16 protein-coding genes are annotated in these 14,159 nt (G+C 30.8%); 3 read left to right on the top strand and 13 right to left on the bottom strand.

The window, feature by feature from the left end; translation table 11 throughout:
• Positions 1 to 547: 547 nt before the first annotated feature.
• Together G9F71_RS27005 and G9F71_RS27000 are read right to left on the bottom strand one after the other, a co-directional pair.
• The gene (locus tag G9F71_RS27005; RefSeq protein ID WP_202018026.1) at positions 548 to 1,150 is read right to left on the bottom strand and encodes a YdcF family protein; all 603 of its coding nucleotides are present in this window, start codon (positions 1,148 to 1,150) and stop codon (positions 548 to 550) included.
• 99 nt (positions 1,151 to 1,249) lie between these two features.
• Positions 1,250 to 1,915 carry a class I SAM-dependent methyltransferase gene (locus tag G9F71_RS27000; protein WP_164952363.1) on the bottom strand — a complete coding sequence of 222 codons (666 nt, stop codon included), beginning with the start codon at positions 1,913 to 1,915 and terminating at the stop codon, positions 1,250 to 1,252.
• Positions 1,916 to 2,212: 297 nt separating this feature from the next.
• Here G9F71_RS27000 and G9F71_RS26995 point away from each other — a divergent pair, with 297 nt between their 5' ends.
• Positions 2,213 to 3,076 carry a glucosaminidase domain-containing protein gene (locus G9F71_RS26995; protein WP_164952362.1) on the top strand — a complete coding sequence of 288 codons (864 nt, stop codon included), beginning with the start codon at positions 2,213 to 2,215 and terminating at the stop codon, positions 3,074 to 3,076.
• A gap of 35 nt (positions 3,077 to 3,111) precedes the next feature.
• On the opposite strand, the gene G9F71_RS26990 is transcribed toward G9F71_RS26995, so the two are convergent.
• From G9F71_RS26990 to G9F71_RS26970, 5 genes are all read right to left on the bottom strand, one after another.
• The gene (locus tag G9F71_RS26990) at positions 3,112 to 3,348 is read right to left on the bottom strand and encodes a DUF2922 domain-containing protein (protein ID WP_164952361.1); all 237 of its coding nucleotides are present in this window, start codon (positions 3,346 to 3,348) and stop codon (positions 3,112 to 3,114) included.
• Between the two features lie 70 nt (positions 3,349 to 3,418).
• Positions 3,419 to 3,643: a DUF1659 domain-containing protein gene (locus G9F71_RS26985; protein WP_164952360.1), complete on the bottom strand. Its 225-nt coding sequence runs from the start codon at positions 3,641 to 3,643 to the stop codon at positions 3,419 to 3,421.
• 157 nt (positions 3,644 to 3,800) lie between these two features.
• A complete protein-coding gene (locus G9F71_RS26980; RefSeq protein ID WP_164952359.1) occupies positions 3,801 to 4,829 on the bottom strand; it encodes a replication initiation protein in 1,029 nt (342 codons plus the stop codon).
• A 381-nt stretch (positions 4,830 to 5,210) separates the two neighbouring features.
• The gene (locus tag G9F71_RS26975; RefSeq protein WP_164952358.1) at positions 5,211 to 5,372 is read right to left on the bottom strand and encodes a YvrJ family protein; all 162 of its coding nucleotides are present in this window, start codon (positions 5,370 to 5,372) and stop codon (positions 5,211 to 5,213) included.
• Between the two features lie 66 nt (positions 5,373 to 5,438).
• Positions 5,439 to 5,981 carry a sigma-70 family RNA polymerase sigma factor gene (locus G9F71_RS26970; RefSeq protein WP_318011128.1) on the bottom strand — a complete coding sequence of 181 codons (543 nt, stop codon included), beginning with the start codon at positions 5,979 to 5,981 and terminating at the stop codon, positions 5,439 to 5,441.
• A 450-nt stretch (positions 5,982 to 6,431) separates the two neighbouring features.
• Between G9F71_RS26970 and G9F71_RS26965 the strand changes: the two genes are divergently transcribed.
• Positions 6,432 to 7,040, top strand: coding sequence for a tyrosine-type recombinase/integrase (locus G9F71_RS26965; protein WP_164952357.1), 609 nt, complete (start codon positions 6,432 to 6,434; stop codon positions 7,038 to 7,040).
• A 510-nt stretch (positions 7,041 to 7,550) separates the two neighbouring features.
• Here G9F71_RS26965 and G9F71_RS26960 read toward each other — a convergent pair.
• The 3 genes from G9F71_RS26960 to G9F71_RS26955 form a co-directional block, all read right to left on the bottom strand.
• Entirely contained in the window at positions 7,551 to 8,693 is a 1,143-nt protein-coding gene (locus tag G9F71_RS26960) for a Fic family protein (protein ID WP_164952356.1), read from the bottom strand.
• Between the two features lie 403 nt (positions 8,694 to 9,096).
• Positions 9,097 to 9,228, bottom strand: coding sequence for a hypothetical protein (locus G9F71_RS27505; RefSeq protein ID WP_258881182.1), 132 nt, complete (start codon positions 9,226 to 9,228; stop codon positions 9,097 to 9,099).
• Positions 9,225 to 9,830: a type IV toxin-antitoxin system AbiEi family antitoxin domain-containing protein gene (locus G9F71_RS26955; protein WP_164952355.1), complete on the bottom strand. Its 606-nt coding sequence runs from the start codon at positions 9,828 to 9,830 to the stop codon at positions 9,225 to 9,227. Before G9F71_RS26955 ends, G9F71_RS27505 begins: the two co-directional genes overlap by 4 nt.
• Positions 9,831 to 10,161: 331 nt before the next feature.
• Between G9F71_RS26955 and G9F71_RS26950 the strand changes: the two genes are divergently transcribed.
• On the top strand, positions 10,162 to 10,647 hold the full coding sequence (locus tag G9F71_RS26950; RefSeq protein ID WP_164952354.1) for a DUF3888 domain-containing protein: 486 nt from the start codon (positions 10,162 to 10,164) through the stop codon (positions 10,645 to 10,647).
• 150 nt (positions 10,648 to 10,797) lie between these two features.
• Here G9F71_RS26950 and G9F71_RS26945 read toward each other — a convergent pair whose 3' ends face one another.
• The 3 genes from G9F71_RS26945 to G9F71_RS26935 form a co-directional block, all read right to left on the bottom strand.
• Positions 10,798 to 11,655, bottom strand: coding sequence for an AraC family transcriptional regulator (locus G9F71_RS26945; RefSeq protein ID WP_164952364.1), 858 nt, complete (start codon positions 11,653 to 11,655; stop codon positions 10,798 to 10,800).
• A 323-nt stretch (positions 11,656 to 11,978) separates the two neighbouring features.
• Positions 11,979 to 13,163, bottom strand: coding sequence for an MFS transporter (locus G9F71_RS26940; RefSeq protein ID WP_164952353.1), 1,185 nt, complete (start codon positions 13,161 to 13,163; stop codon positions 11,979 to 11,981).
• Positions 13,164 to 13,324: 161 nt separating this feature from the next.
• Positions 13,325 to 13,810 (bottom strand): MarR family transcriptional regulator, encoded by a 486-nt coding sequence (locus tag G9F71_RS26935; protein ID WP_164952352.1) that lies wholly within the window; start codon positions 13,808 to 13,810, stop codon positions 13,325 to 13,327.
• Positions 13,811 to 14,159 lie beyond the last annotated feature (349 nt).

The raw sequence follows: 14,159 nt of genomic DNA, 5'->3' as shown, positions 1-14,159 counted from the left end.
CCTATGAAATTTGCTTAGTACACATCATAATGAAGTACTTTATGAGATTAAATTTTTACTGAAAAACTTATTTGATGAATCCTCACATATATAAACATAAATTTTGTATGTAATTATTCCTTTTATTATTAGATATCCAATTTATTTTCAAAATATAGAATAAGCGAGGGAAAGTTTAGTTAGAGGAGAAGTTGCATTAATACATATATGCGTCAAAATAAAATTACTAGAAATGACTGGAGATCAAATAAGACCTAAAAGTGAATTATCTTTAATGAATGTACTATTATGCAAAAAAAAACAAAAGTCATGAAAGGGTTATTTTCACGACTTTTGTTGTATCCATATATCTAGCTTATAGCTTCAAAGTGAAAGTAACTCAATTGCTATTGTGTTATTTTCACTTTATTTTTGGGCTTAGTGGAAATAATACATGCACTAGAATACAAGTTAATAAAAAACATGGTTTTTATATTAAGTTAATAAAGTTTCTTAGTCCTATAATTATCTTGAATGCCCTTTGACCTTAGTAGGTAGTTTAAGAAAATTATGACTTAACTCTATTGTTTGCCTTTATGATAACGCAGAGCTTTATGAACATCTGAGTATATAAATAAAGGTAAATAATTCCCACTCCTATTATTAGGTATTCATGAGGAAATTTAGATTTTTCCACTGTATGGTTAATTTCAAGTCTAAAAGCATACGAACTGGCTTTTCGTAAATGCCAAGGTGAGGATACAATAACTGCTGTTCTCAATCCTCTATCTTTCATAATTTTCTTTGAGTTTACTAAATTTTCATATGTACCCGTTGCAAGTTTTTCACGAATTATACTGCAATTAGGCACTCCTAATTCAATCAAGGTTTGTGCTATGACATCTGCCTCAACATAGTTATTAGCGACTGCCGCACCAGTGCAAATAATCACTTCAGCAATTCCTTCATGATATAGTTTTGCTGCTTTATTTATTCGTTCTCGCAGAATTGGTGACACGCTTCCATCTTTTTTTGCGGGATAACCAAGTACAATAATCACATCTTTTTTTTGCCCATTATTATAGGTTGCTTTCTTTAAACTGTTACAAAGAACAGCATACTCAATCATAAAGCATATTAATATTGCACATAGAATACATAATATTATCATTTATCATATCTCCTCTTATATGTGTCTATTACTATCATCTACCAATATATAACCTATTCTTCGCATTTTAAGAATAAAGTGAACTAACTTAACACTTTATTATACTCGTTTTCTGCATATACAATGAAGCACCTGCCCATCTTCTTCTTTATAAACCATACCTCTTCTACACTCCATAACTGTAAATCCTGTTTTTTGTGCAAAATCTATCATTTCATTAATGGTAAAACTTTCCCAATAACAATCTGTATTTGCATAAGCAAAGAACTTTTTACCATCAAGATATTGAGAGTAGTTTGCTTCTAAAAATTTTTTATCGTGACCAGAAAAACTAAGTATTCCTTTACTTTTCAAAACACGATTGCATTCTTTTAAAATATGTATTTTATTCTCCTCTTCGTAAAAAAGGCCGAAAGTCTGTGACCATATTATTACAACATCAAAAGTATTACTTTCAAAGGGTAAGTCTAGTCCATTCGTTAATAAAAACTCAATATTTCGTTTACTTTCTATAGCAAATTGTTTTGCGGGTTCTATAACCTTTTCAGAAATGTCAGTAGCCGTAATTTTAAACCCCTTATCATATAAACAAAACGCTTCTCTACCCATGCCACAACCTATATCAAGAACCCATGATTTAACAGGAAAATGTGAAACTACTTCATTTTCCCAAACTTTTAATTTTTTCTTGGTGTAATCTCGCATATCTCCTATTGCATGTTCATCAGAGTATAATTTTTTTACAATTTCTATATTGTTATTCATGCACATCCCCCCAATAATATTGATAAACTTTACTTCACCTTTTTATACGACTGCGAAACAACTCATAAATAGATTGTACCATTTAATACCATAAAATAACATTCAATATACTAAAGGTTATAGTGAATAAAACCAATACATTCAACCGCGTAATTGCTTAGTTAAATTTAACTAACTGCTTAACAACACATATAAATCAATGCTTTAATCAAAAAAATAAAATATTTTTCCCTAAATCTTAAAAACCCCTCTCCTCCTCCATATATATAAATTAAAACCCCAAAGGAGGAATCACCCATGAACAAAAACCAAATAATAAAAACCCTAACCACCGGTGCCCTACTATCCTACAAAAAATACAACACCCTTCCCTCAGTAACCATAGCCCAAGCCATATTAGAAACCGGATGGCTGCAGCATGTTGAAGGCAATAACATCTTCGGAATCAAATGGACAAATGGTTGTGGCTATGAAGACCAAGAGCTTAACACTCACGAATGGATAAATGGAGTCAAAACCCCCATGGTATGCAAGTTTAGAAAATATGACTCTTTAGTCGATAGCATCCTAGACCATGGAAAGCTTTTAAGTTTTAGCAGATACCGCGCTGTTATAGAATCTAAAGACTACAAACAGGCCTGCCAAAATCTATATAACTGTGGTTACTGTACGGATAATGAGTACCCTGAAAAACTTGTGGCCATAATCCAGGAAAATAAGCTCTATCAATATGATCCTGTGTTTCGAGGTAAAATCCCAACTAGTAGTAACTTAGAAAATATCAAATACCTGCAGAGTTCATTAAATAAGATGAAGATTAAAGACATCAATAATAATATTTTAGTGGTAGATGGAGCCAGTGGAGCATTAACCATTACTGCTGTTAAAAATTTTCAAAATATAGTAGGTATTACTGCTGATGGCATATGTGGCCCCGAGACCTTAAATGCATTAGAAATCATTATGAGAAAGCCTATTTGTAGTATTAATAGTAGTAAAAATAAGATAGCTATAAGGTACCTTCAATATAGATTTAAGGCTAGTATGGATGGCATTTATGGAGATGAAACGCAGAGATGCGTTAGGGAATATCAGAAAAATAATAATTTAGCAGCTGATGGAGCTTGCGGGGAAAATACCTGGGCTAAATTATTCTCTTAGAATAAAAAATAGTGCCGAAATTCGGCACTATTTTACTATGCTATGTCAACTGTACTAGTATCAGTAGTACTTATCTTTGCATCTTTCTTGCCAATTAAGTTACCGTTAGCTGCTGCAAAAATGTTTTTTGCAATAACTAAATCCATAAGAGAATTTACTTCAGCTTTTGTAACAGTTGGGACTCCTTTTTCATCAGCCTTAACGTCATCTACAGTTAAGGTAAAATACTTACCTTCTGTAGAAGTTAAAAATCTCATAGTTAATTTATTCATATCATTTTTCCTCCTTTAAATTATTTTACTTAGGTTTTTAAATTCTTCACTTTCAATAGTTAGCTAAAAGTTACGCATTAACTAAGCTATATTGATCTTCTCTGTCTAATCCGACTAATGGATAATTTTTAATGTTGGAAATAGCTTGTCCTACAGCAAAAATGTCCTCGTCTACTGCAGTAACTTTTAAATTACTTAATTTTTTTGTTCCATGTTTCTCTTTACCTTTGATGTCAACTCCTACTACCATAGTAAGTTTTAAGGAACTAGCTACCTTTGTTGATTTAACTGCCATGTTAATCACTCCTTTCAATTTGTTTTCACTGAATATATATGCTCCTCCAGAAGTTTTGCGGTTTTTTTGAAAATAAAAATAAAAACAAAAAAAGTATAGCTAAAACATCGCTACACCCTTGATTACTCTAGGCTATTTATATTTCATCCATTTATTTTCATCCAAGTAATTTCTTCTCCAATTTATCAAAATCATATTCCCTTTGCGCGTAGTCATTGAATTTATCAACTTTAACTTTGCTTATAGGAGCCTGATAATCTTTTTTTATTGCATCAATAAGCCATCCAACCATATTTGTAATTTTAGCTGCTCTTTGAGAACATCTATACTTTTCTTTGATTATATGTATATCTCCATTGGCACTAGTCAATATGCTTTGTGCCTCCTGGTCTGTTATTTCTTCTTTTATAATCTCTTTTACAATTTTAATATGGTCAATGTTTATTTGTGGCTTTGGTTTAAGCTTTGGTTTAGGCTCTGCCAGTGAAGCTGCTATTTCACTTTTACAAGTATTTTTATTACTGGTTATGTAAAATTTAATTGAAGTTACTTTTCTACCGGTCTTTTTTTCTTCAAATTCAAAACTTATATCACTTAATTTTTTTAATTCTTTTTGAGTTCTCTCTATAACAAACCTTTTAAAATCATTATATAAAGGATATACATTATCAGCTTTCACTAATTTTCTTAATTCTTCAACTTCAATTTCTATGTATCTCTGTTTTTTAAATTCATTAGCTTTAAGTATTTCATACATTCTTATTGAATATTTACTTTTCATGTTTAATATATTTGCTAATTTATATTGAGTAAACATATTACTAAGTTTTAGCATGTAAGGTTTTAAATCAGGATTAAATTTTAATGTTACCATACCCGAACCTTTTTCATATCTTACACCACTAAGCCAAGCAGTTTGAATTATTGTATTGCCTTCTTCAATTTCAAACACTTTTTTCATTAATTCTTTTGTAATTTTAGGTACTTCAATATATTTTGATTTATCTACAATCCCTACAAGCTCCATAAAATCTGATATTTTAAATTTATAAGGTTTAAATTCTTCGTCATTTGGTTGTACCATACTAGCTAGTGTAAGTATTATTTTTTGCTCTTGCAAACTTAAATCATAACTACTATTCATAATAAAATAATTTGATTTAGTTATTAAATAGTTCTTGTTCATACAATCACCTCATGAACATATATTACCATATTAATACGAATAGTCAATGCACTACTCCGTATTTAGGTATGAAAAACTCGTAGTTAGGTATGAAAAGCTCGTAGTTAGATTATTTTTAGGTATGGAAATCTCGTAGTTGGGTATGGAAAGCTCGTAATAGATTTTTCAAACCTAGTCATATCAACACTTTGAGGTGTTTCTAAAACACTTAAAACAAAAAGATGTTAAAACATCTAAAACAACAACAATGAACCTAACCATAAATAAGTTATATTTGTTGTTGTTTTGAAGGTATATACCAAAATTCTCCACAGATTATCCACAAACATTATGGCAATCTATATTGCCTATAAAAAATAAGAATACCAAAGTTAGGTACCCTTATTTTTGAGATTTTCCTATAACGGTGGATATAGTTGCAGTTAAATCAGAAATAGATTTATTGAGATCTTCAATTTTCTTCTCAAATCGAACAAGCAGATATATCGTCACACTTATAGGGAAGCCAACTGTATTAACCAGTTTAACAAATGCATCATACATGACGCACCACCTCCCTCACCGCTATAGATAATATATATGCTTATTTCAATTGGTTTCTAAAATTTTTTAAATATATTTTTTAAGCTTTTTTAAAGCTTTATCTTTAATCTTTCTATAATGAGCATAACTGTTATCACCATCACAAGCTATTTCCCGAAGACTATCGTAGTGTAAGTAAAATCTCGAAACAACGTCTTTTTCAACTGGATCTAATTTTTTCAAGGCATTATAAAGCCTTTGGGTCTCCTCGTAAGCTATTACTTCATCCTCTAAGGTGAATTCATACTCGCAAGAGGCACTGCTACTTGTAGGCTGCGGATTTGGAACTTCTCTATAGTGTTTTATTTCTCCCTTTAGAAGAGCTTTGAAATTAGTTCTAATAGCATGTATACAATAACCATCAAAAGTATTGCTACCTAATTTATAAAGATTAACTGCTTTTATAACAGAAAGATATCCATGCTGCACAAGATCGTCAATTTCATAGGAAGGTATGTGGTAACTTCCAGCTAACTTAATTATCAAAAACTTATACCTTTCAATAATATCCATCAAAGAGTTTCTGTCTCCGTTCTTTGCTTTTTCAACTAAACTCTCCAGTATAAACACCACCCTTTTTATTTTATATATCTATTATACATATTTTGTAATAAATTTTAAACGGTTTTTTTAATCTCTTTAAAACTTCTGTTTTAAAAATAACAATACATAAAAAATACCCTCTAAAAAATAATTCCAATTAATGTATTTACATATATTACAAATATATCAGCACTTTGTAATAAATTTATAATCTGACACAACCGCGTTGTGTCAGATTATAAATGGCTCAAATACTTACGTTGTAAAAAAATGGTATTTTCCAATTTGTTCTAATATGACATATTGACTATTTATACATTGTTGTGTAATATAAAAACTGGGAATTCTAATTTGCGACAAGGTATGATATAAATTTGCCTTGAAAACCTAATATATACGACCATATTTAACAAATTTAGATATAAACTCAGTTATTGTTAACTATTTAACAAAGTAATATGAAAAGGAAGATGTAAAATGAAAACTGTAGAACCTATAAGAGATTTAAAAACCATAAGAATTATGAGATCCTATTTAAGAGATCAGAGTCTTCGAAATGAGCTGCTATTCATCCTTGGAATAAATGTTGGACTTCGTATAAGTGATATTTTAAAATTAACCTTTGATGATGTTATAAACTTCAAAAGCATGAGTGCCAAAGAATATGTAACAATAACAGAAAAGAAAACTTCAAAAACCAAAAAGTTTTACATAGGATCCATAGTTAGTAAACTAATTGAAGGCTATGCGAGCAGTTTAGTTGAAGTGCTGCCAGATATGTATGTGTTTTGTAGTAAAAAAGCAGAAAACAAACCAATATCTCGTCAACATGCCTGGTACATATTAAATAATGCTGCGGAAATGATAGGCCTGGTTGAAAGGGATCATAAAGGAAATATAATATCCGGAGAGGTTGGGACCCATACTATGAGGAAGACGTTCGGTTACCACGCCTATACTGGAGGAACAACCATAGAGCTGTTAATGGATATATTTAATCATTCCTCTAAAACACAAACTTTAAGGTATATAGGAATAACTGAGGATCAAAAAAAGGAAGTTTATATGCAGAGTAATTTGGGGTAGGGAGAGGGTTTGCAGTATTGCGAGACTAGACTTGCAGTATAAAAATGAAACAAATCCTTCATGTTTAAAATAAAGGATTTGTTTTTAAAATATCATTTTTATGAGAGGATATCTCAAATTATATATTGCAATGAAAATTGCATTTTAAAGAACATTCTATAAATTCATCAAAAAAATATAGACTTATTACGTCACCTTATATGTAGAGAATGATCAAAATTACTTTTACAAATAAATAACTGTCGTACTTATTATATGTTTTCTATGTCTTGGTCTGCCTTTCCCAAATAAAACCTCCCCTCGATTACTTTATTAAAGTATATCAAAAGGGAGGTTAACTTGCATTACGGTGTTTGTTCCATCGCTTACGACTTAAATAGATAGTACCATGTTATCACTACCCCGGTTAGGGCTTACAACCCCTACCAAAGAAAAAAATAAAAGCTTATGGAACAAAGCACTGTTTGTTCCATAAGCTTTTGTAAATCATTTTTATGTGGTCAAGAACACTTATTTTAGAATATTAATTAGGTCATAAAAGTAATATTTTCTATTTCTAGGTCTTTTATCCGAATAAATTATTTTTGCTTCCACTAATTTTCTTAAATAACCATCTAAAGTTGTTGTTGGAATCGTTACTTTACTGCTTATTTTATTTTTTGTAAAAATAGGAAATTCAAATATAACATCTATAACCTCTCTCATTTTGCTACTATCTATTATCTCTATGCTTTTATCTATAGTTATACTATATAGTTCATTTATTTTTTCTATTTTGTCAATTAATTTAGTTGATTCATTTATACATGCAGATAAAAAGAAGTCTATCCAATCAGAGTAATTTTTTCGTGCTACTGCAATATCTTTTTTATATTGATCTTCATCATCTTCTTTATGGGTTATAATAACTCTAGTTGCATTTAAAAGATCATAATATTTATATTTATCTTTTTCTAAGCTTTCACTAACAAATAAGTTAGCACTACTTATGAATCCCTTATTGTATAAATATAAAGGAATTAGTATCCTTCCTATTCTACCATTACCATCTAAAAAGGGATGAATAGTCTCAAACTGTGAATGAATTAATGCTATTTTAATTAAATCATTAGTTTCATCATCTTCATTTATAAATTTGTCTAAATTGCTCATATAACTATCTACAAGCTGTGGCTCTGGTGGAATAAACGAAGCGTTTTGCAGCGTGCAACCTTGTGTTCCTATATAATTTTGAATAGTTCTAAATTGTCCTGGTGTTTTACTTCCACCTCTCACACCACCACCAAGTAATGTTTTATGCAAATCTTTTATTAATCTACTGCTTATAGGCAATCTTTCTAGCCCATATACTCCTTCTTGTAGAGCAATATGATAGTTTATTACCTCTTTAATATCATCCGTAACATTTTTCTCATCTGATCTATATTCTAACATTTGATCCATAGTTGCTTGAGTCCCTTCAATTTTAGAAGATTCTAAAGCTTCTTTTAATGAAAATAAATCCATTAAAAGGTCAGGTCTTATTTTTGAATTTTTCAATTTTTCATTATAGATAGCAATTTCTTTATTTGCTTTTATTACTTTATTAAATAATCTTACCTTATCAATTAATTCATCATTAGGTAATGTGAATGGTACATATGGGTTTTTCATTGTTAAATCTCCTTATCTAAAACATTTTTATTAATATTATCGTTATTATCATAATAAATTATACCATTTAAAACGAAAAAATATGCTTTTTTGTCCTATTAATATTTCAAAATTTAAACAAACTTATTCAACAAAACCATCAAGGGCGTCTGAATCATTCTCTGTGGTCTTTTTCCGGGTATTAGGGTATCTGTAGTAATGGAACAGAAAGTTACAACTTAATATTATTTATTTACATATAAAATATACCTTGTCATTTTATATAGTGCGTTCAATATATTTAATTTTTGTGTTTTTGAACGTTCATATTAAATAATTGGTATTCTAAAACACCTACTGTGTACACGTTAGGGTTAGTTATCACCATATATTTACAGGCTTATAGCCGATTTCTGTTCCATTACTACCTATACCCCAATATTCTTTCTTGCATGTATAACAATAATACTGAATCAAAACTTCTTTGTTCCTTTTTTGCTATAATCGCAAGTCTTGCTCTTGCCGATGCAATAATGTCTTTTATTTTCTTACTCATACAAGCACCTCCAAATACTGTTTTAGTATTTTTTGAACTCTACAAACTTCAGCATATTTCATTAATTTGCTAAAGTTTCTATCTTTTCTTTTTATATACTCATTAATTCCTTCTTTCACAATATCAATTCCAATTTTATTTCTATATCTTATGCAATCACAGATTGTCTTTTCTATATCATATATCTTAATTAAATGTCCATCTACTTCTATATTGGTTATACCTATATTTAGCTGTTTTTGTGAAAAATATAGAAGTTTAATTGGCGGATACTCAGGTATTATAACTTTGCTGCTTCTTTCTATAGCAATCTCATACTGCCTAGGGTTAATAGTTGTTAAATCATGATGAGCTAATGCAGAAGTAAGGCACAATATCCCTTTAGGAACTATTTTAAATACATCAACTAATTCGAAATTGTATTGAAAATCATAATCTACCCACTTATATAATCCTGTTTTTATTTTTAAAATAAAACCTGATTTTTCAAGGGTACTAACATAATACCTATTTATACCCTTGTCTGAAATTTCTTTTGTTGTAGCATAGCCTTTATTCTTGAAAAATAACTCTTTGATTTTCTGTTTTATTATTTCATTCATACTCTCACCTCTCTAACAAATATTTTTCACTTATTCTAATATGCAGTATATGTGTTAAATTAATTATACATTATTTATAATTTTTTTCAATATTAATTTAACAAAACTACTTCAATAATTCATATATGTATTGTTTTTGTTAAATTAAAAAAATGTTAGGATACTCGCTTTTGTTATCAACTTTAAAAATAACGAAAAAATAGCATTGATATTAACAACATCAATGCTATTTCTATTTTCATTTATACTTAACATTCTGCTACTTTTTCAGTATAAAATTACTATTAATGCAGATAGTAATATTAATTTCATACTTAAAAGGGAGATAAAGATGAAAAAGTCTAAAAAGCCTATTTTAATGTTAATTATTTTGATATTAGGATTACAATTTACAGTTAATACTCTTGTTTATGCTAATACACAAGATCCTGTTGATTTACCATATTATCCACCAAAACAGTCAAGAGAAGAATTATATCAAGATATTTTTATATCATTACTATTGCCTTATATTCAGAAAGAAGTTGATAACTATTATTCAAAGTATCTAACGGACACCCCAATGGTTGCTCCATATACAGTATACGTATTGAGTGCTGAAAGACCTAAGGGCTATCGCTCATTTGTTTTTAATATAAAATTGCGAGTTAATTCTTATATAGGACCACATTTAGGTGTTGGGCTTGATTATATCACTGTTATAGTTGGAGGCACTGGAGATGTTGAAATAAAAAAATTTGAACATATAAAAAGTTATGAATTACCACCTAATTATCAGAATCTTATTAAGAAAGGATACAAAAATCCAATTCCTTAAATATATTTTAAACATATTCCTTAAAAATGAAAAAGGTAGGATTTAAGTCACACTATGCGAAAGATACGACAAAAACTAAATCTAAAATTGTTCTACATCAACTTTACAAATTGGAATTTGATGAACTCCGAATTGTGATCCTTTACGTAGTTATTTTTTCTTAACAGGAATCCAAATTTCACTGTAGTAGTTTTCGTCTTGATTACCTTGCGGATAATCAGCCGTATTGGTGTACATTTCAATATTATAACCTGCTGCAATTTCATAATCACTGCAATTAGGCAGCCATTCTGAGAAGATCTTTCTGTTCACATCTTGCAGAGTTTTAGGCATTGCGCCATTGCAAGTAAAAACAGCCCAGGTGTGTTTAGGAATAATTTTTGTAACAAAACCATTAGATATTTCTATGGACGGATTATAATTATCTGCAATCAAATATTCGAACTCATCTGAACCCATGCTATCATCTATGCATACTCCGTACATTCCGCATACAAATTTCCCATTTCCTGTTTGATAATGCTCTGTCCAAAACTGTGGAATTTCTGTAGTTGCACTATCATATTTAAATACCTTTGATACGCCCATTACAGTAAACGAATCTTTTTTAACAATTTTGTAATCCATAATATAACCGCCTTCCAATGAAAATTTGATTTTCAGCGGAGCAAACGATTTAATCATTGCTCCATCTTTTCGAACAGCAGTAGGTGTGCAAGCATGAAATCGAGTAAAAGCTTTTGTGAAACTATCTGGTGAGGCATAGCCATATTTCAGTGCAATATCAATGATTTTTTCATCAGTAGAAACAAGCTCACTGCCGGCAAGGGTAAGCCTGCGTTGTCTGATGTACTCTCCCACCGTAAAACCACAAAGCGTTGCAAAGCCTTTTTGGAAATAGAAGGTCGACATAAGTACTTTTTTTGCAATATTTTTTATTCCGATTTCTTCAGTGATATTCTCCTCAATATATTTGATAGCTTCACCGATTCCTTCAATCCACCCCATAATCATCACCCCTGTCTGTACATATATCTTATCTCTTTTCAAGCGGTTGTTCCCGACTTTTTGTGTTATGTTTTGTCTTGTCTGAAAGATTATTAAATAACCTGTACATCAAATTACTATTTATTAAATTGTTTTACATCTACGACCTATTTATTAGTATATCATTATAGTAAATACAATTCTAATTTTTATAAATTATTGCAATATCTCCCTCAAAGGTCTCATATTATCTATTAAATTGTAATCAGAACTATCATCAAAGTCTTTAAAATTGCATATAACCTTGTTGTATGCAATTTTACTTCTTAGATTGTATAAAATTTTTAAGTATATTGCGGTTGTAATTTCGAGAATAAAATCAGCGATCCAATCATAACACAAGTTGCCACTCCATATAGAATGCCGGGACTGAATGAATATATAGCAGCAGCTGTAAGAGGAACAAGAACTCTGTAAGCGGACTGCAAACTTTGATTTACACCCTGTAATTTTCCTTGGCTATTTTCATCTACAGACTTTGAGAGTCGTCCGTTGTAGGACGAATCGAACAATCCTTCGCCTAGCGTGATACTCATAACCGCAGCAATAATAATTACTGGAGACGTGATATAAGTGCTAAGAATTATTAGACTAAGTCCCAGTGCTAGTCCGAAAAGACCAACAATACCAATATTTCGCTCACTGAACTTCTTAAGAAGAAGCGGTAATAACACAGCTCGCGAAATAATATCGCAGGCTCCAATAATAGTAAAGATACCACCGATAAGCGCAGGCCCCCAGGAGAAAATATCTTTTAAGAAGATGCTGAAATTGAATTGATAGATTCCGAGTCCAACATAGAAGAATCCTCCGACGATGATAAGCGATCTGGCCTCTTTCATGGTAAAAATATCTTTGAACTGACCGAAAATATTGAAACTTTTTATGGAAAAATGGGTTGATCGTTTTTCAGGAGACAGTGATTCCGGCAGAAAGAAATAGGTACAAATAGTGGAGAGGAACATTATACCTGCAGTAACGAAAAACGGTAGTGTAATTGAAATGGCGCCAAGCGGACCTCCCAGTGCAGGCCCTATCATGCATCCTATTCCCATGGCAGCACCTATATAGCTAAACCATTTTGTGCGCTCCTGTGGCTCTGTGCTATCAGCAATGTAAGCAAACAACGTACTGATATTGCCTGCTGTTAATCCATCAATTATGCGACCCAGAAATAGCACCCACAGCGCTCCACCGATACCAAACAGAATATATCCTATAGCAGATCCGAGTAAACTAATGATTAAAATCTTTTTTCTACCGTAGCGATCGCTTAATGCCCCAAATATTGGCGCTGCAAAAAAAGTGCAAGCCGCAAAAACTGATGCCAGGGCACTCATTCCTACAACTATTTGCGAAGCGGGCAAGTAATTGCCGAGTAAAAATGGCAATAGCGGGAACACCACTGTCATCCCGATTCCATTCATAAGTACAATTCCCACAATGATCCACAAAAAATTTTTACGCATTTAAAATTCCACCTCTCTAAAAAAGAATATGTTTCCTAGGAAACATAACTACTTTATCATTTTATTGTTTCTTTGTCAACAATAAAATGGAGCTGTATCATATGCTGATGTTTCAGCGTTTTGATACAGCCCCGTTTAGGCTAATTTTTGATACAAGCCCATTATTCAAAATCATTTCGATTTGTTATATCTATACCTTGCTTCTTTATTTCTTCATCCAAATGCCTATTATACTTTTCCACGAAGCTAAGCATGATATCAAATTGCTTCTCTGTTACCTGCTCAAATACGGCTTTATCCCGCTCTTGAAACTCTTTATGCAGTTCCTCGTGGACTTTGTTAATTACTTTACCTTGCGAAGTCAATCTAAAATAGATTTCTTTTTTGTTATTTGGCTTCTGGTAGCTTTCGATAATGCCTTTTTTTATGAGCTTCTTAGTTAGTTTACTTATGGCACCCCTAGTCACATAAAAGGACTCCGCAAGTTTTGTCACGTTGGAATCTACATTTCTTTCAATGTATTCTATGCAATGCACTTCAAAAGAGTTATAACCCTTAAAACTGTCTTTCATCTTAGGCTTATTAAGCGAAACCGTCTTGTTGTATATGTCTCTGAAACCCATTAAAACCTGTTCTTGTTTGTTCATATCTTGTCCTCCCACCCGTTGGTGTATTAACAATATTATAGTATACTTTTGTTTCTATTTCAACAATGTTAAAGTGATTATTTTAAGAATTGAGCTACATCTCTGAAACATTTTTTTCGTGTAATCATAATACTTCTGAAACAGGCTGGAATCAGGATTACCCTGATCAAACACAAGAATCAGCTTATCCTTAAATTGCTACAGGTTTTCTTGCATATAGGGACTCAAAAGCTAAAAAGCAAAATGATAATTTATTTAAATAAAACCATACTAAATTTACACAATACCAATTGAGTTACTTTCAGTGTGAGGCTATTACACATTTTAAAACAATTGTAAATATACATAA

This window comes from Clostridium sp. FP2 (genome assembly GCF_011065955.2).
Classification (GTDB): domain Bacteria; phylum Bacillota; class Clostridia; order Clostridiales; family Clostridiaceae; genus Clostridium_AD; species Clostridium_AD tagluense.
Note: the sequence above shows the minus strand (reverse complement) of the source record. Positions and strands in the feature narration are given on the sequence as shown.

Bases quoted from the DNA above. Each gene is read 5' to 3' on its own strand.
- G9F71_RS27005 (WP_202018026.1), bottom strand. From the start codon at position 1,150: ATGATAATATTATGTATTCTATGTGCAATATTAATATGCTTTATGATT.
- G9F71_RS27000 (WP_164952363.1), bottom strand. From the start codon at position 1,915: ATGAATAACAATATAGAAATTGTAAAAAAATTATACTCTGATGAACAT.
- G9F71_RS26995 (WP_164952362.1), top strand. From the start codon at position 2,213: ATGAACAAAAACCAAATAATAAAAACCCTAACCACCGGTGCCCTACTA.
- G9F71_RS26990 (WP_164952361.1), bottom strand. From the start codon at position 3,348: ATGAATAAATTAACTATGAGATTTTTAACTTCTACAGAAGGTAAGTAT.
- G9F71_RS26985 (WP_164952360.1), bottom strand. From the start codon at position 3,643: ATGGCAGTTAAATCAACAAAGGTAGCTAGTTCCTTAAAACTTACTATG.
- G9F71_RS26980 (WP_164952359.1), bottom strand. From the start codon at position 4,829: ATGAACAAGAACTATTTAATAACTAAATCAAATTATTTTATTATGAAT.
- G9F71_RS26975 (WP_164952358.1), bottom strand. From the start codon at position 5,372: ATGTATGATGCATTTGTTAAACTGGTTAATACAGTTGGCTTCCCTATA.
- G9F71_RS26965 (WP_164952357.1), top strand. From the start codon at position 6,432: ATGAAAACTGTAGAACCTATAAGAGATTTAAAAACCATAAGAATTATG.
- G9F71_RS26960 (WP_164952356.1), bottom strand. From the start codon at position 8,693: ATGAAAAACCCATATGTACCATTCACATTACCTAATGATGAATTAATT.
- G9F71_RS27505 (WP_258881182.1), bottom strand. From the start codon at position 9,228: ATGAGTAAGAAAATAAAAGACATTATTGCATCGGCAAGAGCAAGACTT.
- G9F71_RS26955 (WP_164952355.1), bottom strand. From the start codon at position 9,830: ATGAATGAAATAATAAAACAGAAAATCAAAGAGTTATTTTTCAAGAAT.
- G9F71_RS26950 (WP_164952354.1), top strand. From the start codon at position 10,162: ATGAAAAAGTCTAAAAAGCCTATTTTAATGTTAATTATTTTGATATTA.
- G9F71_RS26945 (WP_164952364.1), bottom strand. From the start codon at position 11,655: ATGGGGTGGATTGAAGGAATCGGTGAAGCTATCAAATATATTGAGGAG.
- G9F71_RS26940 (WP_164952353.1), bottom strand. From the start codon at position 13,163: ATGCGTAAAAATTTTTTGTGGATCATTGTGGGAATTGTACTTATGAAT.
- G9F71_RS26935 (WP_164952352.1), bottom strand. From the start codon at position 13,810: ATGAACAAACAAGAACAGGTTTTAATGGGTTTCAGAGACATATACAAC.